The 14,532-nt window shown below is 30.0% G+C and carries 14 protein-coding genes and 2 tRNA genes; 5 read left to right on the plus strand and 11 right to left on the minus strand.

All coding sequences use genetic code 11. From position 1 onward, the window contains the following. Positions 1–100 precede the first annotated feature (100 nt). Together CD121_RS10025 and CD121_RS12470 are read left to right on the plus strand one after the other, a co-directional pair. A complete protein-coding gene (locus CD121_RS10025; protein ID WP_017638419.1) occupies positions 101–457 on the plus strand; it encodes a DoxX family protein in 357 nt (118 codons plus the stop codon). A 69-nt stretch (positions 458–526) separates the two neighbouring features. Beyond that, positions 527–661 (plus strand): hypothetical protein, encoded by a 135-nt coding sequence (locus CD121_RS12470; protein ID WP_257214288.1) that lies wholly within the window; start codon positions 527–529, stop codon positions 659–661. A gap of 706 nt (positions 662–1,367) precedes the next feature. Here the strand turns inward: CD121_RS12470 and CD121_RS10030 are convergent. From CD121_RS10030 to CD121_RS10040, 3 genes are all read right to left on the minus strand, one after another. Further along, a tRNA-Ser gene (locus CD121_RS10030) sits at positions 1,368–1,456 on the minus strand. A gap of 1 nt (position 1,457) precedes the next feature. Beyond that, a tRNA-Asn gene (locus CD121_RS10035) sits at positions 1,458–1,532 on the minus strand. Positions 1,533–1,680: 148 nt separating this feature from the next. After that, positions 1,681–2,250, minus strand: coding sequence for a competence protein ComK (locus CD121_RS10040; protein ID WP_017637366.1), 570 nt, complete (start codon positions 2,248–2,250; stop codon positions 1,681–1,683). Positions 2,251–2,467: 217 nt separating this feature from the next. Between CD121_RS10040 and CD121_RS10045 the strand changes: the two genes are divergently transcribed. Then, positions 2,468–2,686 (plus strand): IDEAL domain-containing protein, encoded by a 219-nt coding sequence (locus tag CD121_RS10045; protein WP_017637367.1) that lies wholly within the window; start codon positions 2,468–2,470, stop codon positions 2,684–2,686. Between the two features lie 78 nt (positions 2,687–2,764). Here the strand turns inward: CD121_RS10045 and lplA are convergent, their stop codons facing one another. Then, positions 2,765–3,751, minus strand: coding sequence for a lipoate--protein ligase (gene lplA, locus CD121_RS10050; RefSeq protein WP_017637368.1), 987 nt, complete (start codon positions 3,749–3,751; stop codon positions 2,765–2,767). Between the two features lie 203 nt (positions 3,752–3,954). Between lplA and CD121_RS10055 the strand changes: the two genes are divergently transcribed. Together CD121_RS10055 and CD121_RS10060 are read left to right on the plus strand one after the other, a co-directional pair. Beyond that, on the plus strand, positions 3,955–4,140 hold the full coding sequence (locus CD121_RS10055; protein WP_002450747.1) for a YkvS family protein: 186 nt from the start codon (positions 3,955–3,957) through the stop codon (positions 4,138–4,140). A 5-nt stretch (positions 4,141–4,145) separates the two neighbouring features. Then, positions 4,146–4,748, plus strand: a complete 603-nt coding sequence (locus CD121_RS10060) for a CPBP family glutamic-type intramembrane protease (protein ID WP_017637369.1) — start codon at positions 4,146–4,148, stop codon at positions 4,746–4,748. A 156-nt stretch (positions 4,749–4,904) separates the two neighbouring features. Here CD121_RS10060 and CD121_RS10065 read toward each other — a convergent pair whose 3' ends face one another. The 7 genes from CD121_RS10065 to CD121_RS10095 form a co-directional block, all read right to left on the minus strand. Further along, complete coding sequence (locus tag CD121_RS10065) at positions 4,905–6,413, minus strand: bifunctional metallophosphatase/5'-nucleotidase (RefSeq protein ID WP_017637370.1); 1,509 nt, start codon at positions 6,411–6,413, stop codon at positions 4,905–4,907. Between the two features lie 144 nt (positions 6,414–6,557). Beyond that, complete coding sequence (locus CD121_RS10070; protein WP_017637371.1) at positions 6,558–7,916, minus strand: TrkH family potassium uptake protein; 1,359 nt, start codon at positions 7,914–7,916, stop codon at positions 6,558–6,560. A 16-nt stretch (positions 7,917–7,932) separates the two neighbouring features. Further along, the gene (locus tag CD121_RS10075; RefSeq protein WP_070452242.1) at positions 7,933–9,774 is read right to left on the minus strand and encodes a S1C family serine protease; all 1,842 of its coding nucleotides are present in this window, start codon (positions 9,772–9,774) and stop codon (positions 7,933–7,935) included. Positions 9,775–9,979: 205 nt separating this feature from the next. Next, a complete protein-coding gene (locus CD121_RS10080; RefSeq protein ID WP_046466527.1) occupies positions 9,980–10,786 on the minus strand; it encodes a TerC family protein in 807 nt (268 codons plus the stop codon). 304 nt (positions 10,787–11,090) lie between these two features. Beyond that, complete coding sequence (locus tag CD121_RS10085) at positions 11,091–12,653, minus strand: peptide chain release factor 3 (protein ID WP_017637374.1); 1,563 nt, start codon at positions 12,651–12,653, stop codon at positions 11,091–11,093. Then, positions 12,653–12,910, minus strand: coding sequence for a YueH family protein (locus CD121_RS10090; protein ID WP_231577495.1), 258 nt, complete (start codon positions 12,908–12,910; stop codon positions 12,653–12,655). The genes CD121_RS10085 and CD121_RS10090 overlap by 1 nt, the downstream gene beginning before the upstream one ends. Beyond that, positions 12,891–14,375, minus strand: a complete 1,485-nt coding sequence (locus tag CD121_RS10095; RefSeq protein ID WP_126568140.1) for a UDP-N-acetylmuramoyl-L-alanyl-D-glutamate--L-lysine ligase — start codon at positions 14,373–14,375, stop codon at positions 12,891–12,893. Before CD121_RS10095 ends, CD121_RS10090 begins: the two co-directional genes overlap by 20 nt. Positions 14,376–14,532 lie beyond the last annotated feature (157 nt).

Below are 14,532 nucleotides of genomic sequence, written 5' to 3' on the forward strand. Positions count from 1 at the left end.
ATTTATAACTATATCTAGAGTTTCCTTATTAATATACATGTTAGATTAGTAAACTTATAAAGTTTAATTTTAAATCTTTATTGTTGGAGGTCATGTATCAATGAGAATTGGCATATTATTAATTAGATGGATGTTGGCAGTGTCTTTCTTAGTACATGGAACTCTAAAATTCCATGATTTAAATGGAACTATTCATTTCTTAGGTTCATTGGGGCTAACACCTACAATTGCTATTTTAATGTCTATTGGTGAAGTCATTGGTGGAGTTTTTTTAATATTTGGTATCTTAACGCCTTATGTTAATGTTTTTTATATTTCTGTCATGCTTGGATCAATATTCACTTTAAAGATTACACGAGGTTATGTAAGCGGTTATGAGTTTGAAGTTATACATATTGTGATGAACATAGCTGTAATGATGAGTTATAGTTGGAAAAAATGGATTCAATTTTATTAAATAAATTAACTTGGCTGTTGTGATTTTAATATATCAAAACAAATTATTTAAGCAAAAGGAGAATTGATTTTGCAGACACCTGAAGATAAATTGATTGAAAAAGTAAAAGAGCTACGCAAAGAATATGAAGCAAATGAATTGATGACTGAACTCATTCTTGAGTTTTTAGTTAAACAATACGTTAAAGAAGAATATAGGAAGTAATATAACTTAGTAGTGTATTTTAAATGATTAAATTTAGACTCATTTTGTTTAGAATCGAATTGAGTTAAAACAATTAACCAAATTTAATAGATTAAAGCCACGTATCAAAAGGATAACTAATAATTTTATAATTATTAAATAAATAAGATAGACTAACTGAATAGTCTATCTTATTTTTTTTATTTTTTATCTTTTTTAGTTGGTGATAAAAAATATAATGGTATTAGTATAGCTAATGACAACATTAAATATCGTCTTATTATTTCATAGGTATCTGTCCAAGGAATACAAATTAGGGCAACCCCTACTAATATAATTAATATGAGATAAATATGTTTTTGTCTAATAATACCACCTCTTATAAGACTGCAATAACAAATACTTGGTCTAAAAAATAAATGTTCACTAAAACAATGCTAAATATAAAGTAAATCTTATGATTACTGAATTTCTATTTTTATTATAAAGGCTTATTTGTAAACAAAAAATAAACCTGGAATGGATTTAGACCATTCTAGGCTTTTGAAGTCTAAGCCGACAACCAAACCGACAATATTGAATGAAAATTTAAATGTTGTCGAATTCGTTGACATTTTAATTCAAAACAGATTGTAACAGATTTTCACCAAAATAAAAAAGAACGTTGATTTAACAACGTTCTTCGGAAATAGTGTTAATCGGATTTTCACTGATTTTTACTAAAATACGGAAACGGAGGGATTCGAACCCTCGCGCCGCTCTCGCGACCTACACCCTTAGCAGGGGCGCCTCTTCAGCCAACTTGAGTACGTTTCCATGGCTCCGCAGGTAGGACTCGAACCTACGACCGATCGGTTAACAGCCGATAGCTCTACCACTGAGCTACTGCGGATTAATTAAATTTTATTGATATCTCTATCAAGCACAAATATTATTATATCAATATTGTACAAATTTTCAAGAGATAACTTAAAAAAATATGCGGAACATTTACACTAAATTAATATAACGTTCCACATATTATAAACTTCAACATATTTTTATTTGTCTACAAATAGGGAATAACGTGAAAGTGCTTCAAAAATATTTAAAGAGGATTTTTCATAATCAATAGGTTTATCGGGGTCATTTGATTTCATGCGGGATTGTTTATCAACCATGTAATAAAAGATAATTGCATTGGTGTATTGATGCCATAAACTGTGAAATGATATGTTCAAAATAATCGTTTCATTATTAGCAAATGTGATTTTACATTTACGATGTTTTAATTCTTTAATTGATTCAACATAATGCATGTTAATCCATAAATTTTCTTCTTGCCTGTCAGAATGTGTTGGGAAAAAATAAGTAGGAAAAATGGGTGTTAATAAAATCGGGGGTTTACTAGAAATACCTGTAATACGATTAGTTTCTGCTTTTTTACTTAAATAATTATTACCGTAAAATTTGCATGATCTTTCAATAATCTTTTGAACCTTAAATGGACTCTGAATAATTGACTTATCATACCTTAATATTTCAGAACCATTTTGCTGATTATTTTCATCATAGTTAGGTCTGATAACCATATCTCCCTTTCTAATAACGTAAATACTCTGAGTTGTCATAGGGAAAACCTCACTTTATTTAGTTTTATTATTACCCTTAATTTTTTGAGTAATAATACATTTTTTATTTTATAACAAAATTGTGTAAAGTCAAGTTCTCCTTTCGGTGTAATAATATACATATTTCTTGATAAAAAGTCAGAAAATTCATTGATTTCAAAATTCAAAATATGTATAATATTTATATAATAAATACAATTGAAAGGTCGAGATCTTTATGAATCATAATACTCATGTGAAGCATACGACACTAGAACAATTTGTAACTACTGTTAATGATTTAGGCGTTGAACTTGTCATTGACGAAGCACTTAGAGAAGTAAGAAAAAAAGAACTGAGAACTTTAATCGATGAAGCATTAGTCAATAAAGACGAAAATGCATTCAACGAGTACATGGTAGAATATAAAAATTTGGAGGCATTACTCAGTGAATAATTTAGATTCGAGTCATTCAAAATAAGGTCTATTCCCTACTTAATTGAGCTAGAGAATAGACCTTTTAATTTATATTAATTAAGACATTAATCTTAATATTTCATTTCTATCTATATCACCAAAATAATGATATAAATCGTAATTTGCTAAAGCTTCTTCCAAGTGATTAAAGTCATGTAAACAACCTTCCAATGCATGTTCTAATTCGGTAATATCCCCTTCCCCAAAGAAATCACCAAATATTTTAGCGTGTTCTATTTTTCCTTTTTTTACATCAAATTTAATTTGAATGAAACCTCTATCAAATTTCTCTTCACGTTCAAAATTATATTTAGGATTTTTACCATAATTCCAATCCCATGTGCGGTATTTCTCATTACTGAGTTTTTCGATATTTTTCCAGTCTTCATCTGTTAGAATATATTCTTCAACTTGTTGTTCACCAAATATCGTTTTCAATATAATTTGTTTAAATTGATCAATATTAATTGGCTCATTTAAAAATTCTTCAATGTTTGCAACTCTCTTACGTACTGACTTAATACCTTTAGATTTAATTTTTGCTGGATTTACTTTTAATGCATTTTGAACTTCATCTAATTCACTATTTAACATCAAAGTACCATGACTAAACATTCTATCTTTCACTTTAACCATTGCATTACCTGAAATTTTTGCAGCTCCTACTTGAATATCATTACGACCTGTCATTTCCGCATTGACCCCAAGTGATTGTAACGCTTGCACAATAGGCTCTGTGAACTTTTTGAAGTTATGGAAACTATTACCGTCATCATCAGTGATAAAACTAAAATTCAAATTACCAGTATCATGGTAAACTGCACCACCACCAGAAATTCTACGTACTACGTCAATTCCTTTTTCATCAACGTATGTTTTATTAACTTCTTCAATGGTATTTTGATTTTTACCTACGATTATTGATGGGCGATTAACATAAAATAAAAAATAGCTTTCTTCAGCTGGAAGGTTTTTTAAGACATATTCTTCCATAGCTAAATTCAATGTTGGATCAGTTATATTATTGTTACTTATAAATTTCATATAAAACTCTCCTTAATAGATTCTATATATGCCCTTACTTTATTTATGCCTTATTTACATTTAAAATTCCAATTATTTACTCAATAATGACAAATTTTTCATAATTTATGAATTAAATTGTAGGGTTTTTAGTGTTATTAGTTTATTTGTAGCGTAATTTTTAGTACAATATAGTCTAGCTATGAATTAAGGGAGGACTCGAAATGACTGTTGCAGAAGTAGGTAATATCGTAGAATTTTATGATGGTTTAAGAGGCCGTGTAGAAAAAATAAATGACAACTCAGTTATCGTTGACTTAACTATTATGGAAAACTTCAATTCACTTGATTTACCTGAAAAAACGGTTATTAACCATAAACGTTATAAAATTGTTGAACAAGAAGGTTAATTGAAATGAAAAAAGTTTCGAAAGCTTTGCTATGGTTTATAATTAGTTTCATAGTTTTTCATGCTATTTTACTTATCATGTGGGGCGAGCATCAAGAATACTGGTATTTATATACAGGAATTATGCTTATTGCTGGTATTAGTTATGTGTTTTATCAAAGAGATATCAAATCAAAGCGTTTATTAACCTCTATAGGCATTGGTATTATAGCCAGTATTATTTTAATTATTATTCAATTGGTTTTATCACTGATAACATCTGATTTAACCTATGCTTCATTGATTCGAGAATTAACTAAAACAGGCGTTCATTGGAAATGGCAAATGCTAATTACATTATTATTTGTTATACCATGTCATGAATTATATATGCGTACTGTTTTACAAAGTGAGTTAGATAAATACAATTTGCCTAACTGGTTATCTATTTTAATCACTGCAATTTGTTCAAGCTCTCTATTTATATATTTAGATAATTGGTCGATAGTGATATTTATTTTTATAACTCAATTATTATTATCAATCAGTTACGAATATTCTAGACGTATTGCTACAACATCAATTGCACAAATTGTTGCTATCATTTTATTATTAATTTTTCATGGATAGATTCTGATTTTATTTTTCAGAAATATTAAAACATAACATATTATAAAAGAGCTTCAAATCGGTTATAGTAACTCGATTTGGAGCTCTTTTATAATAAATAAAGTAATTTTCATTTTTACAACGTTATTATAAGTGAGAGGGTAAATATTAAAAATGTTATTTAAACACCTCAAAGTTTTGTTCTAAATTAATCTTATATTTTGAATCAGCTAAATTTTTAGCAATTAACATGCTCATAGTTTCTTCACTAGTATGATGAATCGTTGCATCTTTTAAATACGATTGATAGTTTCTGAAACAATAATCAGTCATTACTATTCTATATAAATTATTTGGATTAATATTATCCAACGTGACACGATTAAAAGGTTCTTTAGTCATATCTACTTTATAATCAAATCCCTGCCACAATGTGCATAGTGTTTCGTCAATAAGCGTAGATTTTAGTGTATCCGCTTCAAACTCAATATATGAATAAGAAAATTCTAATATATCTTTAATACATTGACCTTTTATTGTTAAATCTACAGGTTTATCTGGATATGGATAAGCCTCATAAATTTGACGATTAGATATAATACCATGCAGCCCTTCTTCGCCATTCTTAGGTACGTGAACGCAACTAATTGGGTAATCATAAGCTAATCTAATACTATCATGTAATAATTGAGCAAATGGATGTGGTTGACCTACTAACTCAGCTAAATCTTTAACAGGTAAATTAACATGTTCATCATTTATAACTTCATTTGCCCAATGTTCAACTGCTTTTCTATCATAATACGTTACTTTAAGTAGATCTTCATCTTCGTCATAATCATTTAAATCAATGACCTCTGGCGATATTTCTTCCACTTCATATGTATTCGTTCTTTTTTTAAATTTAATTTTCACATGAACAAGTTCTTCGGCATCTTGTCCGGCTTGAACGTAGACTGTATCATGGTCTTGTCCTACAAGTGTTTGATGTTGGTGTGCAGTTATAATTAAATCAATCACACCAATTTCTTTCATCAATATTTCAGCTTGGTTAACGTTATCTTCATTTTTCTTTTCTGAATTACTAAATTTATCTAATCCACCGTGATATATTACAATTAAAAAGTCAGGTTCTTCTATTTCATGAATATATCTAATCCATCTTTTAGCTGACAGTATTGTTTTTTCAATACTAACGTCTTGTTCCATTTCTGCATATTCATTTTTCATAAGTCCATCTGCAGTTAGTCCAACGATAGCTATTTTCAAATTATCAAAATTTTGAATTGAGTATGGTGTTGAAAAGTATGGTTCTTTAGTTTTGATATATTCTATATTAGCTGATAACCACGGAAATCTTGCTAAAGCAACTGAACGTGTTAAAAACGATAATCCAAATTTAAATTCATTTGGGCTAATACCACTTGCATTATATTGCATTGCATTCATTAATTTTATCATTGGATGACGTTTATATGGCGCAACAATTGCATAATAAAATGCCGCTAGTGAGCCGGCTAAACTACCACCGCTATCCAATAAAATAACTCTTTGATTATTCTCTCTTACTTTATTAACAAATGTTCCAGCACGATAGATATTTGATCCATAATCCCCATTTAAAAAATGACTATGCATATCCGAAGTTACGATTACATCTACGTTTATATTTTCGTTTCTCTCCATCTTAAAACACCTCTCATTATGCATAGTTTAACATGTAATCATATCTTTACGATAACACTTTTACTATACCTATAATTTTTAATTAAAAAAAGACACTCCAAGTAAAAATAGCTTTTAATACTTGAAATGCCTTTAATATAGAATTTAACCAATTTGAATACGTTCTTTAGGATAATGATATTTTTTAGGTTCTTTTCGTCCCCCTATCATTATGATAAAGGAGATTAACCCTACACGTCCGATAAACATTAATATCATCAAAATAATTTTAGTTAAATTACTAATATCATCTGTAACACCTAATGTGAGTCCACACGTACCAAATGCTGACATCACTTCAAAGAACACTTGTAAGAAAGTTAGTTTACCTTGTTCTGCTGCGGATATAATTATCATACTCGTGAATGTTAAAATTGAAGCCATTGTAAACACCATAAATGAACGTTGAATATCCATTATATGAATTTCACGGTTAAACACTTTGATGGATGTTTTATCTGCCGAATTACTAAAATTAATAACAAATAGTATTAAAATAGCAAATGTAGTAGTACGTATACCACCACCTACCGAACTAGGAGATGACCCGATAAACATTAATAAACTCATAATAATATTTGTGGGGTCGCTAAATTGTGAAACGTCTATAGTTTGCAATCCTGCACTTCTCGTTGTAGCAGATTGAAACAGAGAGTAAAACAATGACTGGTGCCAACTCATGCCTTTAAATGCATGATTATGTTCTAAAAGAAATATTATTATCACACCAAATACAAATAAAAATAAATATGTTGAAGTAGTAATTTTCGTAAATAATGAGAATCTAAAGTTAGTTACTCTATTTTTTATATATGCTTTAACTTCAAGTAATACTGGGAATCCTATCGAACCTAAAACTATTAAAAACATTACTATCGTTTGTACAAAATAATCTTTTGCATAAGGCACTAACGAATCACCAGTAATATCAAGACCACCGTTTGTTGTTGCAGAAATAGAAACAAATATTCCTTGCATGATAGCATATTTTAAATCTGGATTGTCCCTGTAAAAATAAAATGCAAGCAATATTGCGCCGATAAATTCAATAACGATTATTGTTCTAACTATTTCAAGTATCAGCTTAACTGTTCCACTCATTGTATCTTTATTATTATCAAGCATAATGAGTTGACGTTCACGAATACCTATGTGCTTACCTAAAACAACCCACAACAAGGTTCCAATAGCCATAACACCAATGCCACCGATATTTAAAATTACTAATATAATAATTTGACCAAAAGTTGAATAAGTATCAACAATACTGATTGGTGTTAATCCAGTCACACTTATGCCTGATACAGCCACAAAAAGTGTATCTATTGGATTTACGTCAACGCCAGACTTATGCACATATGGTAAATTCAATAATAAAAATGCGACGATAATAGCTGCTAAATAATAAAGTACTATCCCTTGTTGAGGACTGGACCTTTTTAATAGTTGACCAAAAATCGACATTCATTTCACCTCAACATCATTTTAATTTAATATCTATACTTTTCTCTTTACCGTTTCGATATATTTTAGCTTTTAATGTATCTTTATCTTCCCTATGACTAAAAATAATTTGTCTATAACGTAAATTGTCTTCTAATCTTTTACCATCTAATTCTACTATTACATCATCTTTTTTCAACCCTGATTTATCTCCAAGTGAATTAGGTTTAACTTCACCTATTAAAACGCCATTTTTAATTTGATCAGGTAAATTGATGGATTGACGTTCACTATTGTCTATATCAGCAATATTTTTAATTTTAATACCAGTATTAGGATATTCAATTTTACCATCTTTTTCTAACTGTCTAGCCACTTTTTGAGCTTCATTAATAGGAATAGCAAATCCCATTCCTTCAACGTTATCCATATCTATTTTAAGCGATACAATACCTATAAGTTTACCATCTCTATCAACTACTGCACCACCTGAATTCCCTGGATTTACGGGCGCATTAATTTGAAATGCTTTCATTAATACATCATAGCTATCGTCTTTATCTATATCTACTGGTACATGTCTATTCAAACCAGAAATGATACCATCTGATACACTCTCTTTAAAATCTACACCTAAAGGATTACCTACTACTAATATAGGCTCTCCCAAAACTAAATGATTGGAATCTCCAGTTTTAATTGCTTTAACGGACTTATCTACACTTTTGGCTTTTACAACTGCAATATCAGACCATTTATCAGTTCCAACAACCTTACCTTCAACTGATTTATTATTTCCAAATGTAATTTTTTGTTTATCCTTATCACCCACTACGTGAGCGTTAGTCATAATAAAAAGAGAGTCGCCCACTTTTTTGTAGACGACACCTGAACCAATTTCATTATCTGCTTTAGATGTGTTATTAGGAACCGAAGTATCTTTTACTTCTTCATTTTCCACAGTAACAACAGATTTAACTGAACTATTGGCACTTTTCATTGTATCTGTATAATGTTTATTCGTTGGTGATAAAGCACTATCATTGGTGTGATCGTTTTTATTAACGTTAGTAAAAATAGCGTTAAGGATAATTATTAATAAAATAATACCAATAATAATAGCAATTTTAGGCCAATGTTCAATAAAGAATGATTTAATTATATCAATATAATCTTTATTCTTATTATTAGATTTATTTTCTGATGAAGATGCGCTCATATGTTTAGCTTTATTGTTGTGATCTTTATCGCGTTCTTTTTCATTTTGATGATGACTTCTCTCTTTACTTTCTGTTAAACCACTATTTTTAGCTGAACGTGTTTCGTTGTCATTTGTAGCATTTTCTTTTTCATTCTTTGATTTATGCTTACTATTAGATTCTATGTTATTTTCACTAGAATCTTTATCAGTATCTATTTTATTTTTTGACTTATTTTCATCCAAATTATTAAACTCTGAGCTAGTATTTATACTTTTATCAGTATTAATACCATTTTCGTCAGTTTGTTTTAAATCGTTCGTGTTATCTTTTGATTGATTTTTGGATCGCTTTAATTGATGTTCTTCAGGTAACGTTAAATTTGATTCATTATGTGATGATGAGTCTTGGTCGTTGTCCATTTTATTACTAGATTGTGAAGCGATATTTTGTTGTTGTTGAATTTCATCTTTAGTCAATTTTTCTATTCTTGCTTTTCTTAAATTGTCTTTGACTCTTTCTTCATTAACTTTAGATTGATATTCGTCTTTTTTTGCTTGAATTCTTTCTTCTTCCTTTTGTTGTTCTACTCTAGCTTCTCGTTCTTCATTATGGAAGAATTCACGACGTTCTCGTCGATAGTTTTTACGAGGGATGACTTGTTTTTTATTTTTATCCACTAGATAGTTCACTCCTATCATTTCACTCAATTATCTTTATTATGACATACTCAAATAATAATGAGGTAATATTTTCTAGAAAAGATTGTATATTCCTAAGAAAAAGTCCTATGTATACGTAAATTTTAATATTTTATAATTAAAACTGCAATGTTGTATAGTAACAAAAAAGACTTCGTTCTAATTTGAACGAAGTCAATTAATACTATTTCTTTTTCTTTTTATTATTCACTACTGATGTTAACCAACCGATAACAACAAGTAAAATAAGTACTGCCCAGAAGATTGATTGCCATAAAACAGTATGTGGGAATTCTTCAGGTAATATACCAACATCTTCATGTGCTAACACGAGTACTACTAATTTAATACCTACCCAGCCTACAATCGCAAATGCTGCGCCTTCTAAACCAGGATATTTGTTTAATAGTTCAACGAACCATGTAGCAGCAAAACGCATTAAAATAACACCAATCATTCCGCCAAGGAACATTACTGCAAATTGACCTAAATCCATACCTCCGAAATCAATATCAATTTCAGGTAAGGTAACTGCTATTGCTAATGCAGCTAACATTGAGTCAATTGCAAATGCGATATCTGCAAATTCAACTTTAAATACTGTAGCCCAAAATTCTTTCGGTCCAACAGCTTTCTCTTGGCCTTCTTCATCAAAATGATGGTCATCATTTTCATGTTTTTGATGGTCTTCTTCAGTCTTATGGAAGAAATCCCATAAGTTTTTAATAGACATGTAAATTAAGTAGATCGCACCAATTGCTTGAATAAACCAAAAATTAGCTATAATACTTATTAAGAATAATGCTATAAATCTAAATACAAATGCACCTAATAAACCATAAAATAATGCTTTTTTTCTTTGTTTAGGTGGCAAATGTTTTACCATAACCGCCATTACGATGGCATTATCAGCAGCTAGTAAACCCTCTAAAAATACTAGTACAATTAGAACCCATCCATAGGATAATAACATACTCGGTTCAAATTCCATTGTGGACAACTCCTTTGATTTAAATTACAAATAAAGAGACCTATGCTAAAAAATAGCAAAGGTCTCACTTAGCAAATATTATTGCCCACTTTACCGGAAGATAAGACTTCGTAATGACGATAAAATGTAAAATCACTTAATTGTTAAAGTGACCATCAAGTTACTCCCCTCTGACATAAATGTCATAGGTATTTATTTGTGAATATGGTTATTATACAGACATATGTGCATAATGACAATTTATTTTTTTATAAAATTGTAATAACATACTGTTTAATACCCAAACCACTCAATATCAAACATCTTAAAGTAAACTATATAATTTAATTTCTGGGAATTTTTCTTCAAACCAACGTGTTGCAAATTCATTTTCAAATAAGAATACTTTATTATCATAACGATCATTTACAAGTATAGAACGAGATGTATTCATATTATCTTTAATATCATCTTCATTTTCTATCCATCTAGCAATTTTACGTCCTACTTGTTCCATGACAACATCTACATTGTATTCATTTTTCATACGATGTTCGAATACCTCGAATTGTAACTGACCAACAGCACCTAAAATAATTTGATTAGTGTGTAACGTTTTATAGTATTGAATGGCACCTTCTTGAACAAGTTGTTCTATACCTTTATGAAAATGCTTTTGTTTCATTACATTTTTAGCAGAAACTTTCATAAATATTTCTGGAGTAAACTGTGGTAAATCTTGGAAACTGAATTTTTGCTTACCGCCTACTAACGTATCTCCAATTTGGTAATTACCTGTGTCGTATAACCCAATAATATCTCCAGCTACAGCATGGTTAACAGTTTCTTTATCGTCTGCCATAAATGAAGTTGAACGTGTAATTTTTTGTTTCTTACTAGTACGTTGTAATGTAACATCCATACCACGTTCAAATGCACCACTAACAACTCTCATAAATGCAATTCTATCTCGGTGTTTAGGATCCATATTAGCTTGTATTTTAAAGATAAATCCAGAAAAGTCAGTATCAAATGGACTCACTTCGATTTCTTCTTTAGTCTGTCTTGCATTAGGCATTGGTGCATGATCAACGTATGCATTTAAGAAGTTTTGAACACCAAAGTTAGCTAAAGCAGAACCGAAAAATACTGGAGTCAATTCACCATTTAATAATGCATCATTATCAAAATCTTCCCCTGCTCCTTCTACTAACATTAACTCCTCGATAGCTTGTTCAAATGCACTATCATTTTTAATGGCATGATCTTCTTCTAATTCATAATCATCATTTAGATGTAAAATATTTTCTTCATCTCTAAAAGGTTCAATTGATTTACTTTTTCTATCGATAATACCGAAAAAGTTTTGTCCCATTCCTACAGGCCAATTCATTGGATAAGTATCAATATTTAACGTTTCTTCAATTTCTTCTAATAAGTCAAATGGTTCTTTACCCACACGGTCTAATTTATTAATGAAAGTAAAAATAGGTATACCTCTCATTTTACAAACTTTAAACAATTTAAGTGTTTGTGGTTCGATACCTTTTGCACAGTCGATAACCATTACAGCACTATCGACAGCCATTAATGTACGATACGTATCCTCTGAAAAGTCTTCGTGTCCAGGTGTATCTAATATATTAATTTTATAATCATCATAATCAAACTGCATGACTGAACTTGTTACTGAGATACCACGCTCTTGTTCAACTTTCATCCAGTCACTTGTAGCGAATTTCCCAGATTTTTTACCTTTAACTGTACCCGCTTCACGAATGGCTCCACTGAAATATAATAGTTTTTCAGTTAATGTTGTTTTACCAGCATCGGGATGGGAAATAATAGCAAAGGTCTTTCTTGACTCTACTTCTTCCTTTAAATTCATTAATCATTCTCCTTTAGTATTGTTTCAATCCAACTTGTTACTTTATTAGCAAGATTTTCTGCTTCATTTTCATCATTAAATGTAAAAAATTGCATTAATAATGTTTCATTAATTTCTTCTATACTTAAGTCATTTGAAATTTCAACTGACCAAAATTGATCAGGTATTGCTATCAATAGTGTTTGATTTAATTTTTGAAAATATACATAAAATTTGTTCGAATCATCTGTATATTCCCTAATCTTCAACTGGTCCACCACCAAATTTTTTATATGCTGCTTCTAGACCTATTAAATCATCTCGATGAGGAACTTTGATATGTCCCGGCATAATTTGGTAAGGTTCTCTACCTTTAGATGCGAGAACAACAGTATCACCTGGTTCAGCGATGTCAATTGCATGTTTAATTCCTTCTGCTCTATCCTCAAATTCTACATAATTTGAATGTGTAGCGCCTTTAGCTAATTCAGCTGTAAGCATTTTCGGATCATCATTAGCGGGATTGTCAGGCGTAAAAATAACATAATCTGCACGACAAGCGACACTACCCATTTCAGGAGTTTTTGTCATATCTCGCTCTCCGGCCATACCCACTAAAAATATTAATTTTTGTTTAACAAATGGTTTAACTGCATCAATTAACTTATTCATTCCATCTGCTGTATGTGCATAATCGATGATTAAATCAATTGGCAAACTAGGATCCAGTACTTCTAAACGTCCCTCAACTGGTTCAAGTGATTTAACTGCCTTAATAATTTCTTCAAATGAAATTCCTTTACTCCAAACCGCAATTATTGCTGCCATAATATTCGATATATTGAATTTGCCGACATATGGACTTTCAACATGATAACTTCCGAATGGCGTTTCAAATTCAAATTTCACGCCTTGCAATGATTCATTAATATTTGTCGCCATGAACTGTGCTTCATTATCAATACCATATGTAAATATTTCATAAGGTGTCACAGAAGCAAGATATTCTGAAAAAGAGTCATCGTTATTTATAACGGCGTATTTTTCTTTTTCTAAGTCTTCACCTAACTGACTAAATAACAATGATTTAGCATGTCCATATGCTTCCATTGTTCCATGAAAATCTAAATGGTCTTGCGTTAAATTGGAGAATATAGCAACATCAAATTCAACACCTCTTAAACGACCAAGTGATAAACCATGACTTGATACTTCTAATGTCATAGCTTCAGCACCTTCATCAGCAGCTTCTTTAATTTTTTTAGTTAAAGATACTGTCTCAGGAGTTGTATTTGCGCCTTTCGTTTTCTTTTCATTAATCTGGAAACCATTTGTACCTAAATAAGCACTATTTTTATTTAGTTTTCTATATATTAGATGAATCATTGTAGCAATAGATGTCTTACCATTTGTACCTGTTACCCCATATGTAACTAGTTGATGGCTTGGAAAGTTAAATAACGTATGTGCTAATAGACTCGCTACTCTCAATGTATCTGGCACAATGACTTGTGTTACTTCACCATTTAATTCTTGTTCTCTATTAACTACAATTATTTTACATCCTTGATCAACTACATTTTGACAAAATTTATGACTATCTACTGTATAACCTTTTGATGCGACAAAAATACTGCCTTCTTTAGCTGTTCTTGAATCAGTAGTAATATCTTCTACTTTTCTTTCTAATGTTCCAATTACTTGTTTTACTCGAATTTTTTCGAACAATACACTCGCATTCAAAATGAATCGCTCCTTTTTTTACAATAAGTCTATTATACACGTTTTAATGGTTATGATAAATTTATTCTTCATATTTAAATGTAATCATTGTTATCGACTTTTTTATAGTAATACTCTCTACAAAAATTAACATTATTCTATTATATATGTAGTAAAT

The sequence above is a fragment of the Staphylococcus pasteuri genome (genome assembly GCF_003970495.1).
Lineage (GTDB): Bacteria > Bacillota > Bacilli > Staphylococcales > Staphylococcaceae > Staphylococcus > Staphylococcus pasteuri.

Excerpts from the sequence above, each read along its gene's own strand:
- CD121_RS10065 (WP_017637370.1), bottom strand. The coding sequence starts at position 6,413 with ATGGAGAGAAACGAAAATATAAACGTAGATGTAATCGTAACTTCGGAT.
- CD121_RS10040 (WP_017637366.1), bottom strand. The coding sequence starts at position 2,250 with ATGACAACTCAGAGTATTTACGTTATTAGAAAGGGAGATATGGTTATC.
- CD121_RS10055 (WP_002450747.1), top strand. The coding sequence starts at position 3,955 with ATGACTGTTGCAGAAGTAGGTAATATCGTAGAATTTTATGATGGTTTA.
- CD121_RS10085 (WP_017637374.1), bottom strand. The coding sequence starts at position 12,653 with ATGAATTTAAAGGAAGAAGTAGAGTCAAGAAAGACCTTTGCTATTATT.
- CD121_RS10060 (WP_017637369.1), top strand. The coding sequence starts at position 4,146 with ATGAAAAAAGTTTCGAAAGCTTTGCTATGGTTTATAATTAGTTTCATA.
- CD121_RS10045 (WP_017637367.1), top strand. The coding sequence starts at position 2,468 with ATGAATCATAATACTCATGTGAAGCATACGACACTAGAACAATTTGTA.
- CD121_RS10025 (WP_017638419.1), top strand. The coding sequence starts at position 101 with ATGAGAATTGGCATATTATTAATTAGATGGATGTTGGCAGTGTCTTTC.
- lplA (WP_017637368.1), bottom strand. The coding sequence starts at position 3,751 with ATGAAATTTATAAGTAACAATAATATAACTGATCCAACATTGAATTTA.
- CD121_RS10080 (WP_046466527.1), bottom strand. The coding sequence starts at position 10,786 with ATGGAATTTGAACCGAGTATGTTATTATCCTATGGATGGGTTCTAATT.
- CD121_RS10070 (WP_017637371.1), bottom strand. The coding sequence starts at position 7,916 with ATGTCGATTTTTGGTCAACTATTAAAAAGGTCCAGTCCTCAACAAGGG.